This is a genomic window from Pseudoalteromonas sp. J2K-J979 (assembly GCF_058169715.2).
Window position 1 is genome coordinate 2,605,923 of record NZ_CM200281.1, and the last position, 18,085, is coordinate 2,624,007.

Annotated in this window: 15 protein-coding genes; 7 read left to right on the top strand and 8 right to left on the bottom strand. The window is 39.3% G+C overall.

Annotated features, from left to right (window positions below):
• Nucleotides 1-100 precede the first annotated feature (100 nt).
• The gene (locus AC3KVK_RS12040) at nt 101-1,699 is read right to left on the bottom strand and encodes a methyl-accepting chemotaxis protein (protein WP_490313150.1); all 1,599 of its coding nucleotides are present in this window, start codon (nt 1,697-1,699) and stop codon (nt 101-103) included.
• Between the two features lie 283 nt (nt 1,700-1,982).
• Here AC3KVK_RS12040 and AC3KVK_RS12045 point away from each other — a divergent pair, with 283 nt between their 5' ends.
• The gene (locus tag AC3KVK_RS12045) at nt 1,983-3,098 is read left to right on the top strand and encodes a serine hydrolase domain-containing protein (RefSeq protein WP_490313149.1); all 1,116 of its coding nucleotides are present in this window, start codon (nt 1,983-1,985) and stop codon (nt 3,096-3,098) included.
• Between the two features lie 179 nt (nt 3,099-3,277).
• Here AC3KVK_RS12045 and AC3KVK_RS12050 read toward each other — a convergent pair whose 3' ends face one another.
• From AC3KVK_RS12050 to AC3KVK_RS12060, 3 genes are all read right to left on the bottom strand, one after another.
• Nucleotides 3,278-3,985, bottom strand: a complete 708-nt coding sequence (locus tag AC3KVK_RS12050; protein WP_490313147.1) for a helix-turn-helix domain-containing protein — start codon at nt 3,983-3,985, stop codon at nt 3,278-3,280.
• 52 nt (nt 3,986-4,037) lie between these two features.
• A complete protein-coding gene (locus tag AC3KVK_RS12055; protein WP_490313146.1) occupies nt 4,038-4,496 on the bottom strand; it encodes a carboxymuconolactone decarboxylase family protein in 459 nt (152 codons plus the stop codon).
• 175 nt (nt 4,497-4,671) lie between these two features.
• The gene (locus AC3KVK_RS12060; RefSeq protein WP_490313145.1) at nt 4,672-6,639 is read right to left on the bottom strand and encodes a winged helix-turn-helix domain-containing protein; all 1,968 of its coding nucleotides are present in this window, start codon (nt 6,637-6,639) and stop codon (nt 4,672-4,674) included.
• Between the two features lie 116 nt (nt 6,640-6,755).
• Between AC3KVK_RS12060 and AC3KVK_RS12065 the strand changes: the two genes are divergently transcribed.
• The gene (locus AC3KVK_RS12065; protein ID WP_490313144.1) at nt 6,756-8,093 is read left to right on the top strand and encodes an FG-GAP repeat domain-containing protein; all 1,338 of its coding nucleotides are present in this window, start codon (nt 6,756-6,758) and stop codon (nt 8,091-8,093) included.
• A gap of 143 nt (nt 8,094-8,236) precedes the next feature.
• On the opposite strand, the gene AC3KVK_RS12070 is transcribed toward AC3KVK_RS12065, so the two are convergent.
• The 4 genes from AC3KVK_RS12070 to AC3KVK_RS12085 all read right to left on the bottom strand — a co-directional run bounded on the left by AC3KVK_RS12070 (nt 8,237) and on the right by AC3KVK_RS12085 (nt 12,458).
• On the bottom strand, nt 8,237-9,115 hold the full coding sequence (locus AC3KVK_RS12070; protein ID WP_490313143.1) for an aspartyl protease family protein: 879 nt from the start codon (nt 9,113-9,115) through the stop codon (nt 8,237-8,239).
• 67 nt (nt 9,116-9,182) lie between these two features.
• The gene (locus tag AC3KVK_RS12075) at nt 9,183-10,571 is read right to left on the bottom strand and encodes a sensor histidine kinase (protein WP_490313142.1); all 1,389 of its coding nucleotides are present in this window, start codon (nt 10,569-10,571) and stop codon (nt 9,183-9,185) included.
• Nucleotides 10,568-11,263, bottom strand: a complete 696-nt coding sequence (locus tag AC3KVK_RS12080) for a response regulator transcription factor (RefSeq protein WP_490313141.1) — start codon at nt 11,261-11,263, stop codon at nt 10,568-10,570. The genes AC3KVK_RS12075 and AC3KVK_RS12080 overlap by 4 nt, the downstream gene beginning before the upstream one ends.
• Nucleotides 11,264-11,483: 220 nt before the next feature.
• Nucleotides 11,484-12,458 (bottom strand): transposase, encoded by a 975-nt coding sequence (locus tag AC3KVK_RS12085; RefSeq protein WP_490313140.1) that lies wholly within the window; start codon nt 12,456-12,458, stop codon nt 11,484-11,486.
• Nucleotides 12,459-12,850: 392 nt separating this feature from the next.
• Here AC3KVK_RS12085 and AC3KVK_RS12090 point away from each other — a divergent pair, with 392 nt between their 5' ends.
• From AC3KVK_RS12090 to AC3KVK_RS12110, 5 genes are all read left to right on the top strand, one after another.
• Complete coding sequence (locus AC3KVK_RS12090) at nt 12,851-13,303, top strand: hypothetical protein (RefSeq protein WP_490313139.1); 453 nt, start codon at nt 12,851-12,853, stop codon at nt 13,301-13,303.
• The gene (locus AC3KVK_RS12095) at nt 13,293-13,787 is read left to right on the top strand and encodes a hypothetical protein (RefSeq protein ID WP_490313138.1); all 495 of its coding nucleotides are present in this window, start codon (nt 13,293-13,295) and stop codon (nt 13,785-13,787) included. The genes AC3KVK_RS12090 and AC3KVK_RS12095 overlap by 11 nt, the downstream gene beginning before the upstream one ends.
• Before the next feature lie 531 nt (nt 13,788-14,318).
• On the top strand, nt 14,319-14,633 hold the full coding sequence (locus AC3KVK_RS12100; RefSeq protein WP_490313137.1) for a hypothetical protein: 315 nt from the start codon (nt 14,319-14,321) through the stop codon (nt 14,631-14,633).
• 58 nt (nt 14,634-14,691) lie between these two features.
• Nucleotides 14,692-16,881, top strand: a complete 2,190-nt coding sequence (locus tag AC3KVK_RS12105; RefSeq protein ID WP_490313136.1) for a coiled-coil domain-containing protein — start codon at nt 14,692-14,694, stop codon at nt 16,879-16,881.
• 12 nt (nt 16,882-16,893) lie between these two features.
• A complete protein-coding gene (locus AC3KVK_RS12110; protein ID WP_490313135.1) occupies nt 16,894-17,814 on the top strand; it encodes a coiled-coil domain-containing protein in 921 nt (306 codons plus the stop codon).
• Nucleotides 17,815-18,085 lie beyond the last annotated feature (271 nt).

Here is an 18,085-nt window from a genome sequence, read left to right on the forward strand (position 1 = left end):
AACCACCTAACAACTGAGGGCTGAATAAAAGGCAAGCTTTTGTATTTACAAAATAAAACATCTTGAGCCATACAATAAACCGAGCTGATGTATCAGTTTTTTAAGTTCTGTATTGGCTCACTATTTCTTTAAGAGAATGTGACAATTCATTGAGGTTAGCAGCCGCTTGACGAGTCTCCTCAGTTGATTCATTAACATGAGTCACAGCCCCATTCACCTCAATGATACTCGCTCGCATATTAGTTGCATCTGTATGATTTTCTTGTGCTAACTGGGCTAACTGGGCATTTTCGTCGCTTAAAGTCATCACTGTGGTTTCTAACTCATGGAGTGATGTCACTGTGGTTTGCGCAGCTTCAACGGCGTCACTGGCTTTATTTTGATTATGTGCCATCGATTGAACCGTTGACGATATAGAAGAGACAATTTGATCTAAAATAGAATTAATTTCATATGTTGATGTGTGCGTTCTGGTTGCTAATGTTCTGACTTCGTCAGCCACTACAGCAAACCCACGGCCAGACTCTCCTGCTCTTGCTGCTTCAATCGCCGCATTGAGTGCAAGCAAATTAGTTTGCTCAGCAATTTCTGCAATTGTTTTAACCACAGAACTGACTTTGTCTCCGGCATTTTTTAGCTCTAATAACATCTCGGCCGACACTTGGATATCGTTTGACAGCTCGGCGATAATGCGCGCTGTTTGAGATAAGTTTGCCGATCCTCTGGCAACTTGCTCCGCCCCAACCAACGCCTTTTGCGAAGCTGAACGAGAGCGATGAGCACTATCACTTATACCCAGTTCTAGTTTACCCACTCCCTCATCTAAAGCATCCGAGGTGTTGCTAAGAAGACTAATTTGCGCTTCAGCGTGGTTACTGCTGTGATCTAATAAATTAATCGAATCAAATACTAACTTCGTAGCGTCGTTAATATTTTTGCTGGTTTGACGATAAGCATCAAGTAGCTGGTTGAAGCTTGCTGCCGCCACGTTAATTTCGTCTTTTGAATTTACTTCAACCGTTTTAGTTAAGTCCTTTGAATCCGCAATCTCATCAATTTGATTAGCCAAAGATAAAATGGGTGACACTATATTACTTTTAGCAAACCAAATAGCGCCAGCTGTTACCACCAGTACCGTAGCGATGATTAACCACAACCAAAGAGTCATATTATCGATTTCGCGAGACACTTCAGCAACGCTGGCTTCGGCATCTGATTTGACGGTTTGTTGAACCCGATTCATCGCTTGAGTAAAGCTATCCATCATTTGCTGTAAACTGGCGAGGTTTTCCCGCGCGGCATCCCAATCGACATTGGCTGCAGACATTATGACAGCCAAGTCGTTGAGTCGGCTAAAAAATAGTTTCGGTTTAAATTCAGCTGAAAAAGCCTGCAATGATGACATATTAGCCAATGAACGATTTAGCTTATCTTGGTTTGTATCGACAATGTCTCTAAATGCATCGGCATCAATGGTGTAACCATACAAACCGAATGCAGCCATCATCAGTTTATTGGCACTATTTGTTGCTGTGTTTACTGCTTGCAAACTAGGGAGGGATGCTTGAATAAATACATCGTTTGATTTGTCGACCATATACAGTTTTGAAGACAAAATAAAAGTAGCGACAACAATGAGCGCTAAGATAGCTATGTAGCCTAACAACACTTTTTTACTGATTGAGTTTAGTAAGTTCATAGTCCGTTCTTATATTGATGCGTTTGATTATGTATCGTTCAAATTTAAATGAACGGGCTTTTTGCAACTTAATTTCACAATATAGCTTAACTTTCTTGATTTGGTTGGAAACGACCAAAACAAGTGCCCGCGATATAATTGAAAAATAGAAGGTCTATTTAAGCGCCCATCCCTCCTTAAAATGATTGGTGAATCAATGTTTTGTTACAAACAAACTGTTGCTCAAGGCAAAACATAACAGGTAGATTATCGTAATTTAAATTTTTGATAGACAGGGAAAATCATGAAAGCAACGCTCAGCGTATTGGCTTTAACGGGGTTACTTGCCAGTAATATTGCACATGCAACGACAGTCGACAAAGCGCAAATAGACAGTGTATTTAAAGATATCAATCCGCATAATCCTGGTTGCAGCGTTGGCATTATTAAGGATGGTAAGTTAATCCACAAAGCCGGTTATGGCTTAGCGAATATGGAGCTAAATGTGCCCCTCGATGGCTCTCACGTTCACCGAATAGCTTCTGTCTCTAAGCAATTCACAGGCTTCGCTGTTCTGCTTTTGGCCGATGAAGGAAAAATTGATTTAAACGCAGACATTCGAACTTATTTACCCGAGCTCAGAGATTATAAAACGCCCGTCACAATTAATGCGATGTTAGGACATTTTGCTGGCATGGGCGATTACGACTTTGTCGATGAAAAATTAGATAAAGACGCATTCGTCCTTAAATCAACCATGGGGGGAGAGTTTCGCTTAGGTAACGAAGATTATTTAACAATTAATGAGTTTTACGATTACGTGAAAACCTTGCCTCTTCGCAATCAACCAAACAAAACTTTCCGCTATAGTAACTACGCCTACTTCTTACTCTCGATGCTGGTAGAACGCGTATCAGGTGAAAGCCTTCGCGATTACAGTGAGGCCCGCATCTTTAAACCTCTAGGTATGAGCCACACCTTTTTTAGCGATGAACCAACCGAAATTGTTAAAAACCGCGCCAGTGGTTATAGCAAACATGACAATGGGCACTACATCACCAGTATGACCAACCTATTTTGGGTCGGTGATGGCGGCTTACATACCTCAATCGAAGACATGGCTAAATGGGATGCTTATTTTTACAACCCTACTCTGGGTCAACACCCTAAAAAACTGTTAGCGCAGTTTTTGCGCCCAAATAATGTTGATATCACTATTGAAGGCCGCAAATACGCTAACGGCCAGTTTATTACTGAAAAAGATGGCCTACAAATTATTCACCACAGTGGCGGATGGCTGGGCACGGTCACTAATTATGAACGAATTCCTGAGAAGCAGTACGCGTCGATTTTATTTTGTAATGACACATCGTTAGATATTTCTAAATTTACAAGTAAGCTGCGCCAACTCGTTTTATGAACCGCCACATAGATAAACCGGACCACGCAGCAAATATGTACTGGCGAGTTTAACACTCGCCTTTTAGTAAGCTGTACTAAACTGGGTGGGGTTACAGCACAACCCAACGGCACGCCAAGTTAAATCTGAGGACTGGTATCGTCTTTATTGCTGGATCTCACCTAAAACCCAATGATTCTTTATACTTGCCCTGGGGTTGTACATGCGATAACACGAAACTCTCGTGTCATATGAGCCTGATCACTGAACCCAAATGACTGAGAAACATCCGCCAGATTTACTTTGCTATGTTGGCGTAAAAAATAGACTGCTTTTTTTATTCTTAAAATACGCTGGTACTGTTTAGGAGTCATCCCCAACCAGCGTTTAAAAAGGCGCTCAATTTGTCGTTGACTCAGTTCAACACTCTCATTCAGGTGACTCAACGAATCGTCTTGATCGATACATTCTAACGCTTTTAGCAAAGAACTAGGTATCAAATTAGTCACAGCCAGATTTCTGTCAGCCCACAAGTACAAAGCGTCAATTTGACTGTCGTGATCTTTTTGCACTCGCAGTTCAGAAAAAATTTGATAGAGGTTATATAGCCGATCTTGTTCTGGTGGTAATAGCGTTGGTTGATCATAATGCCGCCCTAATACACCATAACCCATTGCTGGGTGAAAGCGAATACCCGCAAGTTGCGCTCCTGAAGACAAAATAATCTTTTGTGCCTGTTTATTGGTAGGTAGCATTATCACACCTTTCGGCAGCACACTCTGACCAATTTGAATCTCGCCAGCAAGATTAAAAATAACACCACTGCCTGCATCAGAATACAGTGATTTTATTACCGGATCGGGTTGATTTACAGATGCAGACCATATTCCCTGCACAAAAGCAGACAACTGCCCCGTTGGCTGAGACAGCCGAAAATTGAAAGCTCTGTTAATGGAGTTATTACGGTTTATAACTGCCTACCTCTGGCTTAAATGTTTTAGCTATTCGGTTCCAGCTGATGATCGCATTAATTGCAATCGTCAAATCGACAACGGCTTGTTCACCCAATGCTTGTACCACTTTATCATAGCATGCATCATCGATTGGTTTTCCCAAAGTTAATTGCTCAGCCCAATCTAGCGCAGCGACTTCGGTTGGTGAAAATAGAGGCATATCACGCCACGCACTCAAACCGATAATACGTTCGGGAGTTTCGCCTTGATTTTGTGCTTCCTTACTGTGCATATCGATACAAAACGCACATTGATTGATCTGAGACACCCTGAGTTTAACTAACTCCCACACATGAAGTGTAACTTTTTTAGAAACATTAAACTGATCACGTAAATAACTTTCCTGTTCCATTAAAATCTGCATAGCTGGAGCAGCGAGGCCAAAATAGTTTGCACGTAAAGTCATCGTTTATCTCCTCAATAATTGAGGGAACAAAATAGCTTGTGGCTCAAACCAAGTATTGAATATTTCCGACATGCACAGGGTAACTACACGGGCAGCTGTTGCAATTTAGCTCTGAGCCAAAAAAATCACATGTCAGGTGCAACAGCTCAACTATTTCTTTTCTTCTCTTGTCTTATCACAGTTCAATTTCATATAAACTCGAATGACCATGAGTTTTGTGATCGTATACGATCGACGACTGTGTCATATCAGTTACGAAAACATCGTTAGGAATTTCACTGATAGCTTGTCGCTTTTTATCTCTAATATTAATGCTGTAGACTATTTGCTTATCTTGTTGTTGCTCGCAAAAATAGAGTTGCTGTTTGTCTAATTTAAAACACGAAGGTAAGCTTTTAATCCCTAAATCAGTGAACCTAATAAGCTCATTTTTTTGTCCAGTTCGATTATTTTGCACCAACGCCTTTGAGTTCAGATCATAATAGATCAGCCCTTTATCATTTCTTGTGGCAATATAGCCTGCATCTAGCGCAATGGTTTTAAGTTTTTTATCAGACAGATTTAAACTCAGTAAATCATAGGACTCTGCTGATTTATTACTAAAAAATAACTCATCTTCAAATTCAGACCAGCCAATCAGATTCGACCCATGGGGGAGCTCTGTTTTTGAGACTAATTTACTGTCACTGTTAGCGTAAATAATCAGGAACTTTTTTTGTTTTGAGAGCATAGAAAAAGCAATGAGATTTTCAGATGGTGAGAGCATGACTTTATCAATCAAATCGGCTTCGACTTCAGACACTCTGGCACTCCCAGATGCGTCCGCATTCCAAAGTTCATAGCTGCCAGTTCGGTTTGAAGCGAAATATAACCGCTGAAGGTTATGAGAAAGCACACCGTTAAAATCGATGCTTGGATGAGCAATATTAAGCGTTGTATGCCCTTTTGTCTGTATATCTAGTCGGCGGCTTTGAATGTTAAGGATCAAATTATCAAGGCCTGTAGACATATCGCGAATGGTGTCTTCAGGTTTGAGGGTTTTGATCAAACTAAACTTGGCCGTAGCTAAGTCATATAACCACACACCATTTAGTTTGTTGTTTTTACCCGCGATGGCTATTTGGCTGCCTTTTATATGTGCAATAGCCGATATTCGTGTCAGCGTGCTGTCTAAAAAAGTCGATTTATGATTTTTTACATTATAATGTGCCAGCTTTAATTTGTTTTGCTCGTCATTAGCGATATAAATAAGCGTTGTATCGTCAACGAATATAGGGTTCCAAGCGTTTAAACCCAGACCGATATATTCATATTCATTTTGCGCGTTGCCTACTTTCGTTAAAGCAATTTGTTGAGCACCATTTACACGGATGTTAAGCGCTAAATACGCATTATAAGGGCTAACTACAAAATCAGAGATCTGTTCTTGAAATGTTCTGATTGACAGCCATTGATTATCAACATATTGAAGTAATTGACACTCATCTTCACACTTTATTGTCGCTAAATGGTTATTTAGAAAAGCTAATCCGTGATAGCTTCCTGCTTTAGTTGTGAGTTGGGTTACTTTTCCTGAATTGTGTTCTTTTCTGAATATATGCCGACTTTGTTTGTTTCCTGCTGTAAATACTGAGTAATTATTTGTTGGTGCTTGTATGAAGTCAAACATAGAGTCACTTCTCGAATAAGACAGCTTCTCTTTGTAATCAAAGTCTTGACCTTTATTCGTCCAATAATAAAACCCTGTAATTATGACACTAAAAATAAAAAGCATCATCGCAAGGTGAATAGTATTGAAAGTGAGCTTTAAGTGTGCCGGATTGACTGAACGATGCACGCCATCAGGAATAAGCATATAGCCTTTTCTGGGGATTGTTTTTAAGTATTTGGGCTGTTTTGGATCATCGCAAAATAATTTTCTTAATTCAAAAATTGCACGAGTCACCAGTTCAGGGTCAACAATTTGATTGGGCCAAACCTGTTCTAAAATCTCAGCCTTGCTAAAGACCTTACCAGGCTCTTGAGCCAACAAGCACAAAACACTCATGACTTTAGGTTCGAGTCTAAATTCGCGATTAAGTAATTTTACCGAACTGGTTGCGGGCTCAATTTGATAGTCATAAATCTTGAACGAGTGCTTCATAACTGCATGAATTATATCTATATAGTTTCTCAATACTAACTTTATAAACTCTTCATTGCAATTAGGTCACTAATTTTTCATGCTGAAAAACACTTCCCTTGGATATAGGCATAAAAATGAAAACTAAAGTGTCATTAATAACATTGTGTTTGTCTGTGAATTGTTTTGCTGGTGAGATAGACCTTACTGTAAACAACAGCGGAACAATAAAATACAGCGATGCAACTTGCTCCGATAACTGTAAAGTCAATACTTCCAATAGTCGTGTTTTGTTTGAGCCTAATGCTGCCACAGCAAGTCGATTTTCTGATTGGTCAGGCCATATGTGTGACTATGGCAAAGGCGCAAAATTTGTTGAATCGCCAAAGCGAGTAAGTAATATCAACGGAGGGGCAAAAACCTTACAAGTGTTAGATATTGATAATGATGGGCAACCAGATTTGTTTGGCATTAGTCTTTTTTCTGGCGAAATTACCCAATTCGTAAATAAGGGAAATGGCGAATTTGAACCTAAAACAATTATTCAAAATTTAATCTACCCTGCTGCGCTAGACAGCATCGATTGGAATAATGATGGTTATGAAGATTTATTAGTCAGTGACTATGAAGCTTCAGTGATCAAAGTTTATCTAAATGACGGAAATGGTCATTTAAATTTCTCTGAAGATGTAAAAATATCGGGTGTAAAACCTTATTCATTTAGTGCCTTCAAGTCGCAAGATTCAGAGCATCCAAAGTTAGTAATTTCTAGTTTTTTTGCAGATACGAGTGGTGATTTATTTAAATTGGTAAATAGTATTTCTAACGAGAAAACAGCTATTTATAAAAGGCAAGGTGACCAATACAAAGAAACCCAAGTGGTAGCTGAACGAGGAGGCATTACCTTAGACTCTTATTTAGATAATGAAGGAAAACTGACAATCGTGTCGGCGGAAATTTCACACAAACAAGTCGCGACTTATTCAGAATCAGATAATTTCGCATTAAATGTGGTTGATACGAGTCGTGCACCATATGGTGCAGGTTTTGCTGATTTAGATAAAGACGGACTGCAAGATATTGTCACTGCTCATTATGGCCCTTTTAGTTTAAGAGTTGCTTTTGCAGCAAGCGCAAATACCTTTACAGCGACACAAGAAATAGCAACGGGTAATGATGGCTTGACTGCTGTCGCCATTGATGATTTTGATGCAGATGGACTGCATGACATTGCCACTGGGGAATTCAATAGCAATAAGTTTGAATACTACTCGATGAGCTCATATGTCGGCTGTGGGTTTAACAAAGACGCCAATGCGACCATTACAGCAAACTTTAGTCAAGCAACATCTACTGAGACGCCAGCCCCAAAACCAACACCAGAACCCAACTCTTCTGACTCAAGCTCAGGCGGAAGCTTTCCGCTCTGGTTGTCTTTCTTAGCTGGCTTATTATTTTTAAGACGCATTAAATAAGAAAAAAGCACCTGTTTAAGGTGCTTTTTTTCTTTTTAAGAAGGTGCAAATGTAGCTCCACCCCATTAAAGAAAAATGAGTCAGAAAAGAAAAAAAGGGTTACCCATTAGTTTCGCGAAATTGTCCCCCCAAAATTGGTCTTCTTAGAAATAAATATGCTTGGCGTGATAATCAACAACCAACTTACCACCTTTAAAATCTGCCAGTCCCATAAGTAGCATAGGCTCATTCTCATAGCCAAGCTTTTTAAATACAGGCATATCTGATGCAATTGTTTTAACACTGTTGATTATATGCTCACCAATATTGAATCTTACCTCGCCTAACTTTTGTTTTTGTATTGCTTTGCCATGCAAACCCTTAAGATAATCTTTGTCTTTTTGCTCTACATCAAGCTTTGCCAATAAATGTGAGTTGATAATGTTTACAGGCGAGCCTGTATCTAATACCGCATCAACACTGTGGCCATTAAACTCAACTTTAAATTTAACAAACTCTTCATCAAGCCAAAACGCTTGCGACTTTAAATCTTGAGTAACTTGCTCAGAGCAGGTTTGCTCATAAAAAGTGACTTCGTTTTTAGTAAAGTCGAATACTGTGCAATATTTTTCTAAAAAGCCATATCCTAGAATGCCCGGCACTTTTCCTTGCGCAGTTGTCAACACACTGAGATCTTGGGTAACGTAAGGAAGATCGGTGACTGACGTAAGGCCAACTCGCGTGTTGTTAACCTTAGCGAGTGTCAACATCTTCTTACTTGTTGCACTCGTTACTTCTTCTTGTTCAAGCGCGCTTTCTGGCAAGGCCAATTCGGCTAATAGGCTGTTTGAAATAACGCCTGCTGTGGCTGCGGTATCCAAAACCATAGGTACAGTGTCGGTATTATTTAACTGCGCATCCACCATAACATGACCATATTGTGTTAGCTGTATCGGCATAGTAACCGACTGCGTTTTTACTTGGTTTGCATTGCTTGAAAAAGCCAAAATACCCATGGCTACTGCGCTTAAAGTTGCTTTCATAAATCACCTGTTGTGTTCTTATTTGCTGTTGTTAGGTGTACTTTAAAAAGCAATTGTTAAGCAATTATCAAGATTTTTTAAAAAACCTTAATGAAAACCGAGCCCCTTGATTAGGCGCACTTTCCACTGTCAGTTCTGCACCTAACAGTTCGGCAAGTTGCTTGCAAATTGGCAACCCAAGCCCAAGGCTATTAAAATCGTTGCGTGACGTTTGTGCGCGGTAGAATCGCTCAAAAATATTATCGAGCTCATATTGAGTCATGCCTATGCCCTTATCTTCCACTACGATATCAATGTGTGTAGCAAAAGACTGTAAAGTTACCCTAATAACCTTTCCTGCTGCGCCATATTTAAACGCATTATCAAGTAAGTTAACTAAGATTTGCCTTAACCTTCTACCATCAGTGTGTAGCGTCACATCTAGTGCTAAATCTGCGGTTAAATCAATGCCAAGGGCATTTGCCTGAAGTTGGTACTTTGCCATCAAATCGGTAATAAGCTGCGTTATTTCAACTCTATTATTTTGTAACCTAAGTTGGTTTGATTCGGTGAGCGACAGCAGGCTTAAGTCATCTACTAGCTGGCTGAGCGAGTCAACCTCTTTACCGAGTATTCTTAGCTGCTCTGGCTCCATGGGTAGTATTCCATCTTCCATTGCTTCAACGCGCGAACGTATTGCGTTGAGTGGCGTCCGCAGTTCATGAGATAGGTCTGAATTCATTTGTCGATATTGCTGATGCAAACCTTGCAACCAAGTCGCAAGACGATTGAAACTCGCCATAATTTCACCCACTTCATCGTGCTTGGTTACGTTAATACGTGTTTCTAATTTGCCATTTTCGATGTCTTTAAAACTGTATTTAAGCTGCTTTAGTGGCTTTAAAAAATACCATGCCCCCAACCACGACAACAGCGCAGCAAGCAGCGATAACCCGAGTAAACTCAGCATAAATGCATCGGACAAACGCGACATCAACAAAGACTCTTGATGCTTTCGCTCCAACATGTTTTTTGGTAACCAAAACAAGGCATAGTCACCCGTAGCATCGCTGATTAATAACTGATCTTGGCTAAATTGAATTAATAATGGTGACTGATTTAACTGAGCAATTTTAAACTGATGCCCGCGCTCTACAGGAATATACTTAAGGCGTAAATTGGCCTCTGCCGAGGGGAGAATAATTTGCCCACCTTTCACTAATATAAACAACTGCTCAGCAAAGGCGTTAGATAACGCACTAAACTGCTGCTCAACAGTCGTGTTGGCTGGCAGAGTGTTCAGATGTGCTTCAACATCATCATTATCTAATAACTCTGTCGTCATTTGTACGACACTTCTTTGGTTAAACTCTACGAATGCATTACTTGCTGAGTACACACTTAAAAAGTAGTAGATTCCTAAAAGTGCAAAGGTGCAGCTCGCAACTAACAACGTAAACTTAGTGCGTAGCTTCATTGTGTTTTACTCGCAATAAACTGATAGCCTTGACCATAGTGCGTGGCGATGTAGGTTGGGTCTTTTTTACTATCACCTAATTTTTTGCGTAAATTGGCTAAATGAGTATCAACAGCCCTATCAGTAATATCACTGCGCCCCTGCCACACCAGCTCAATTAATTGCTCTCGCGAAATAATTCGCTTTGCATGGGTAACTAAACTAACCAGTATCGCAAATTCAACTGCTGTGAGTTTTATAGGCTCACCTGCCAATCTAACCAATTTGGCATCACTATCAATCTCTAACTGACCACATCGCCATACTTGGTGTGCACCTGTATGCTTGTAACTCCGTTTGAGTAATGCTTGTACACGCGACACCACTTCTCTTGGGCTGTAGGGTTTACACACATAATCATCAGCTCCTAAATCAAAGCCATGAATACGGTCCCTTTCCGATACCTTAGCTGTCACCATAATACTAGGAATGTCTTTATTGGTTGCACACTTTAACAAAGAGAAACCATCGCCCCCAGGCATCATCACGTCGAAAATAGCCAACTGAAATGCCAAGTTATCTAATGCTCGCTGCGCATCGACTGCGTTATCAAAATGGCTAACATGGTAGCCTTGCTTTTCAAGATAAAGCGTTAGGATCTGCGCACTGGCAATATCATCCTCAACATACAAAATTTTAATGGTGCTACTCATTGCTTTCCTTATGCGCGTTACTGCAAAGGAGACAACCTACAACAGCCATTCAATTATTGCAAAATCAGTGAGTGAAGAAAAAACGGGCGCGAGTAAAGATAAAGTGACTTTTGCTTGATACTCATAATAATTCAGCAAACGCCGACGGGGTCAGGTATTGTATCGTGTAACCGCCCGACTCACCGTTGAATAAAAGAAAAAGGGGTCAAAGAAAAAGGGGTCAAATCTTGACTTCACCCATCAAGCAACCTCGTAGCTCTTCCAATTGTAATTCAACCTTCTTATTTTCAATCATTAACGCATTTAATCTACCGACGGTTTTCGATATCGCCGAATAGTGTTTAACATTAAAAATATCTGCTAATGCCTGCAAATTTAATCCCGTTAAATCTTGGCACAATTTAATAGCAAACCAACGGGGTAAGTTTTTCTCTTTTCGCCCCTTTTTAACCATTACTATGCCACCTACCTCAACACTAAAATATTTAGCTACGTAAGCAATTACATCATCTGCTGAATGCTTTTTACTAACAAACTTTTTTTCGCTATTTGATGTTGCAATATAGTCCTTTATGTTTTCAATAAAGCCCTCACAACCGAGCACCGACAATAATTTTTTAGCACCATAAAAAGCACTTATTTCTTTGTTGTTTTCAAATTCCACAAACTGCTTATAAGCTGCATATTGACGCTTTTTACCTTGCAGCGAAAATATAAAATCTCGAACGAGCCATTTAGGCGTCGCTCCCCTTTTAATGAACGCTGAATAGCTAGACCATTTATACTTAGCCAGAACATCTACCAACGGGGTGCTCGTTTCAATTGGATTACGATGTATATACCGACTAACATGCAATAAGTAGTTATCGGCATCCACCAACACCGCTTTGTAGCGCCCTCTAAACAGCGTGCCATCTGTATTATGTGTTCTGTTAAAGTATTGAGTATAAAGGCCATTAATATGCTTCATTGCTCGGCCTAAATTAGCATCGGGGGTTTTAATTAGCAGGTGGTAATGATTAGTCATTAAACAATATGAATGCACCTCAATATTAAAGCGAAGGCTTGCTTGCTCAATGCAATATAAAAAATACTTAAAGTCGTCATCGCTCAAAAAGGTATTTTCACGCCCTCTTCCACGATTCATGACATGATAAAATGCGTTCTCATACTCTATTCGCAACGGCCTAGACATAGCAATTAACTCAATAAGCAGTAAACTATAAATCTAGATCCTTGATGTCTGAAGTCAAGATTTGACCCCTTTGATTCATAAATCTAAACCCTTGGTGTCTGAAGTCAAGATTTGACCCCTTCGGTTTTTTAATTCTTAGAGAACCTCCAAAATATACAAATAAAAAAGATTTTGCGAACGCACTTAAACATAGCTCAGTTAACCCTAGTGAGAGTAAGTTCGTATCCGAGATAACAGGGACAGTTTTTGCGTGTACTGGTGCTATAATTTCTTGGATTGTTTTTGTTGCCTCAGGTGTAGCTACACCAATATCTTTTGGAAGTAGCGCCGCAGTCTCTGTTTTATCCTTTAGTGCAGCGTCTGCAACAACACTCCAATGCGCGAACGGAGTAATGAGAAGTAGTGCAGAGAAATTTTTCCCTGAATTTAATAATTGGCTAGATTCTGAAGATTGGTATGTAAACACCGCAAAAGCTTTAGATTATATCTCCTTAGCTGGGGCTACGGCTGCAAGTGCTATCGCGGTAAGAACTCTCAAAATTGCAAACTCTAGTGGTGTCAGTTTTAAACAACTATTAGCAAATAAAAGTAGGCAAGAGAGAAGTCGAATAACTAGAGAAATAATAAGGCTTAAAGTACCTGGGATATCAAATAAAATGCTTAAAAAAATGCTTAAAATTAATGCGGTACCAAAGAGGTTTAATAACATACAAATTAATAATGAACTAAGAGCTCGTTTACGAGATTCAATAGCTTCCGCGCTAGCATTTACTGGCAGTGCGTTTAATGGCGAAATAAAAGGAATTGCAATTGGTGTTTATGAGAGCTTAGAAAGTGAAGGTTGAAGATCTCCCTGTCAGTGACTCTGTTCCCAAGTTAAAATATAGCTTAACTTGCGCTTTGTCTATCGTTGCTAGTGTTCTTAGCTACTCATCAGCGGCATTCTTAATATTAATAGTTCTTTGGCCTTATGAATCCGTTAAAGATTTAGCTCCTCGAATAATTGTTTTTTTCACTGGAGTATGCGCATGTATAACACTGGGTGTACTTTTGTCTATTGGAAAAACATGGGTCATAAAAATTTATAAAACTCTGGGCCTTACAGCGGTTTTGATCTCTACTTATGCGTTATTTATAATCATATTCCCTGCATTTCACACCCATCCTGTTTATGGTTTAAATATATCAGCCTTTATGATTTTTCTAAATTTACTGCTAACGATGTTGTTTTTTAGTAAGCAACTTAGAACAAGTGCGCTTGTTATCAAAAGATATAAAAGACGTCACAAACAGCAACTAATGTATCTTAAAGATCAGTTGCAGAAATAACTATTTGACCACTGATTTATACAGCCACACCTTAGATGACCAAACTTACAGATTTTCACGCCCTCTTCCACGATTCATGACATGATAAAATGCGGTCTCATACTCTATTCGTAAGGGCCTAGACATAACAACTCACTCAATAAGCAGTAAACTATAAACCTAGACCTTTGATGTCTGAAGTCAAGATTTGACCCCTTTGATTTTCATTGATTTTCTTTTTCAGTGAGTCGTTGTTTTTTCATTGTGGTGCTCCGTTGGTTTTAGTTTAAAGGAAAACTCTAATAACGAGATTCTGATTTTATGGGAGGGTTACAAAACCAATATAACCCCGTAAAGCTGATAATAAGGCATAACAACTGCTCATTACGCTTTTTCCTGCTGTAATAGTCTGTAATACGTTAGCTTCCACTCTTCTACTAAAGTTAATTCCGGCACTTAATGAGTTACCACAAAAAATTGAACACTCAGTTAGATAAACGATGATGTTATCAATTTAACTGGAGCAAACAGCAAAACTAAATGGAGATTACAATGGAATTATTAACTAATACAGCTCAAGTCTATTTAAATGGCAGTGATGATCGTGAAACGTATACCTTATATAAAGCGTCTTCTGCACAGAACCATGCGACCGCAGATGACCAAACATTAAAGGCAGCGTTGATTCGGGCCTTAAGTCAAGTTATCAGCGCAGATAAGGTTGAACAAGATCCTGGTGTTTTTAGAGTAAGAATTAATAGTGGAAACGGCTATTTAGTTTACAGAGTCGACGCGTCGGCATGCAAAGCGGTGATTTTTCATTATCATTGGAATTACAATTTAGATTTACCACTTAATGCAGCTTAAACATGAAAAGTAGGAGAGGTGACAAGCCTTTATTTATTAATATCAAAGGAAAGATAAAATGAATATAAAATTAAGCAAGCAACTACCCGCCATAAAAAATATTGAGCTAACGTTAACGACCATTCCAAATACTCAAGAGAATATTAAAGCGTTATATGCCGATGGTGCCGTTCAAAAGTTATTTAATGAGTTTGATCAAACAACCAATATTGCTGCAACGGTTCGCGATTTAACGCAAGCCGTTGACCTAGTTGCGCTTGCTTATCAAAATAGTTTTAATCATGGGCTTAGCTGTGCCCCCGTTGTTGCCCAAATAAAGTCGGGGTATTTAAGTTTAGTCAGTGAGTCTACTAGCAGCATATTGAATTTTAAAGACAAAAGTCAGTTAGCACTATTTAAACTATCAAGCGCAGGTATGATGTTAGATCGCATCAAACGCATAGAGGTTGGTGATCGAACTCAATATGACTTATGGGATAGTCAACTGGATGGTTTAATTGAAGCTAGCGGCACGGCGAGTAATAGCGATGAGTTTGAATATTTATATGAAGAACTAAACATTATCGCGAAAAACCTTGAACAACCTACGAGTGAAGTAAAGTCATCAGCTTTTGCTTTTAAATTAGCGGTCAATAAAATTAAACCGGCTATTGCAGCAAAAATTGAAGGTATTTCAACGGCTCAAAATCAAGTCAAACAGCACTTTGTGGCTACGCTGCAAGAAATTTCTGATTGTTCACGTTACGCCTTAGAAATGGAAGCGCGTACAGACAACCTTGTAAAACAATCTGCTGGGTTAAAGGATCAAGCTGACACAGCTTTCAAACAATGTGTTGAACAAGACGTTACAGAGAAAGAGAACCAGCGTCAGTTAGAAGCTCAAATGGCGAAACAACGCCAACGTCAGGTTGAATTGACCACACGAGAAACGGAATTAGAAACTGCGATTAGTGATGTTTTAGAAGATGAAAAACGGATAGAGAAAAAGCTAGAGGCTGCTTCTTCTCGAGCATTTTGGTCAAGTATCGTTGGAGCGGTGGGAAATGCCGTAGGCTCCGGCTTAAATGCTTATGCAAATTACAGCACTGGAGGGATGAGCAACTTAGCTGCTAGTTCTCGCATTCAGCAAAAAGTTGACCAAGCAGATAAAGAAGTTGATAAACAGAAAGAAAAGGCAGCGCAAGCAGAGAAAGACCAGCAAGCCGCTTCAGATACATACAAAGAAATACAAGCAGAGCATGATGCACTAGTTGACGCCCACGAGGAAATTGAAGAGCAGGTTAAGCAGAAAAAAGACGCACTGTCTGATGCAAAAAATAAGTTACCAGGGCTGAAAAAAAACTTAGCTGACTTACCTTCTATAGATGATACTGAAGCCGCAGATAAAACTAAGATTGATGAACTCAAGGAAAGTATTAGTGAGCTTGAAATCGACATTGAAGCGAAACAAAAAACACTTGATGAAGCCTTGAACAACAGTAAAGACCAACAGCGAAAAATTGATTTGTCTGCAAAGAAAGTCGCCCGTTCGAAAGTGACGAGTGAAGAAACAAAGCGAGCAGCTAGTGCAGCAGGGGCCGCCTTAACGTCCTTATCAGCGAGTATGGAACAATTTCATGAATCAGCTAAAACAGAGCTTGAAGCACTGAGTAATAAAGAAGAGTCAATAATTAAAGAACGCCGTGTATTACAGAAAGAGCGTCGTGATGTGGTAGTTGAGTTGGCGGGAATTGTTGTAGAACTTCAGCAAGCAGATAAAGCGAATGCGCAATTAGACCAATTAATTCAAGCACTGCGTATTACTGCACAAACCATGCAAAAGATTTTAGTATCGTTTAATCGCATAAAACGATTTTGGACATCCATTAAAGATAAGTGCCATGAGCTTTCAGAAAAAGGTAACACCTTAACCAATAATGTTACGCTTGCTCAAGACAGTGATTTTAAAGAAATGCAGGGGGTTATTGATGAAGTTTGTCAATCAAGCTTATTCAATTTAGTGCGCTCGTGGGCTGCGTTGTCTGCCTTGAATGAAATCACGCATTTTCATATGGTTAAAATATTAGACGACTTAGAAAAGAGTTTCGAACAAAGTGTCGATGTACAACAGCTTTGTTTAAAACTTAAAAATATTTTGGAAGAAGAAGTTCAGAGTATCGATAAAGCCATTGACAATAAGGCCGCTGTCATTGATGGAGAAGCGACCAAGGTGGTTAGTGAAGATGCTCGTGAAGCTGAAACAGTATAAAAGGAGGGGATTTTGAAAGCATTAGACTTTAATCAACAAAGCGCTAAAGCAGCGTGTCAAACCTTGCTTAACAAAGCCGATGCGCTGGCAGACCAATCTGGCGAACGGGCTAAAAAAACCAACGATGAAATATTTCAAATATTACATTCACTATATATTGCTTGTGATGAAAAAAGTTTTGAAGTTCAACATCTTGTTCAAGTTAAACGCGATCAATATCTTCAAATCAATCAACAACAGGTTAATCTGACCAAAGCTATTGATGACCAGCAAAATCAACTTAATCAAAATCAACAAGAACTTGCTAAAATAGACACCAACATTGCTCAGCTCCAAGATCAATTAGAACAAGAAAAGAATAAGTTAAAACAACTGCATGATAAAAAACACGAGCTAGAGCAGCGTCGTCTCGACCTGGCTAAATATTTTTGGGTACCATTTTATAATTATTATCTGATTGGTCGAACAATTGACGATGCCGTTGCGCAAATCCCCGCGGTTGAAGCAAAAGCCAAAGAGCTATCAGGTTATATAAAAAGATTGAGTAAAGAACGTGATCAGGCTAACACCCAGCATGACCAACATGAGGCGAAATTGCATGATCTTAATGGTCAAATGCAAAATTTATCAGCTAAGCAAAAAAACTTGGTCGATCAAGAGTTACACCTTTCTCAAGATTTAGCCATGCTTGAACGTGCTAGTAGGTTATTAACTGAATTTTCTGATGCTAGCGTTAATGCAGAAGAGCGTAACCGAGGACTCGACCGTTTTATGCAATTACTCAATAGTGACGAAAATATTGCACAAGCCAGTGGGTCGTTGTTTGTCAGCTATCGACAAGGTATCGAAATGCTTGGTGATATTCTTGATAAATATCCAAGATTAAACAGTCGAGAGTCCATCAGGGTCAAGTCTTGCATTGTGCAGCCCTAGACTCAAAAGAAGAATCAATGGGATTGCTTTTTACCTTTGACTAAATAATTTAATTTATCTTAAAGAAACAGCGGCCGAGCTGCGCCCGCTTTCACAAGCAGGCTTGCACCTACAACCAATTTCAAAGCAAACGAAGGTACTGATAAATTCCCCGTTATCATGCCCTGAAAATAAATCATTGATGAGTAATTTCGCGCATGGATGCGAGATAAGCCATGCTTGTATATGGATGTACTTTCATGGCGTTTACATTCACATCAATTAATTATTT

Bases quoted from the DNA above. Each gene is read 5' to 3' on its own strand.
- AC3KVK_RS12090 (WP_490313139.1), top strand. From the start codon at position 12,851: ATGAGAAGTAGTGCAGAGAAATTTTTCCCTGAATTTAATAATTGGCTA.
- AC3KVK_RS12060 (WP_490313145.1), bottom strand. From the start codon at position 6,639: ATGAAGCACTCGTTCAAGATTTATGACTATCAAATTGAGCCCGCAACC.
- AC3KVK_RS12070 (WP_490313143.1), bottom strand. From the start codon at position 9,115: ATGAAAGCAACTTTAAGCGCAGTAGCCATGGGTATTTTGGCTTTTTCA.
- AC3KVK_RS12075 (WP_490313142.1), bottom strand. From the start codon at position 10,571: ATGAAGCTACGCACTAAGTTTACGTTGTTAGTTGCGAGCTGCACCTTT.
- AC3KVK_RS12085 (WP_490313140.1), bottom strand. From the start codon at position 12,458: ATGTCTAGGCCGTTGCGAATAGAGTATGAGAACGCATTTTATCATGTC.
- AC3KVK_RS12105 (WP_490313136.1), top strand. From the start codon at position 14,692: ATGAATATAAAATTAAGCAAGCAACTACCCGCCATAAAAAATATTGAG.
- AC3KVK_RS12055 (WP_490313146.1), bottom strand. From the start codon at position 4,496: ATGACTTTACGTGCAAACTATTTTGGCCTCGCTGCTCCAGCTATGCAG.
- AC3KVK_RS12065 (WP_490313144.1), top strand. From the start codon at position 6,756: ATGAAAACTAAAGTGTCATTAATAACATTGTGTTTGTCTGTGAATTGT.
- AC3KVK_RS12040 (WP_490313150.1), bottom strand. From the start codon at position 1,699: ATGAACTTACTAAACTCAATCAGTAAAAAAGTGTTGTTAGGCTACATA.
- AC3KVK_RS12080 (WP_490313141.1), bottom strand. From the start codon at position 11,263: ATGAGTAGCACCATTAAAATTTTGTATGTTGAGGATGATATTGCCAGT.
- AC3KVK_RS12045 (WP_490313149.1), top strand. From the start codon at position 1,983: ATGAAAGCAACGCTCAGCGTATTGGCTTTAACGGGGTTACTTGCCAGT.
- AC3KVK_RS12100 (WP_490313137.1), top strand. From the start codon at position 14,319: ATGGAATTATTAACTAATACAGCTCAAGTCTATTTAAATGGCAGTGAT.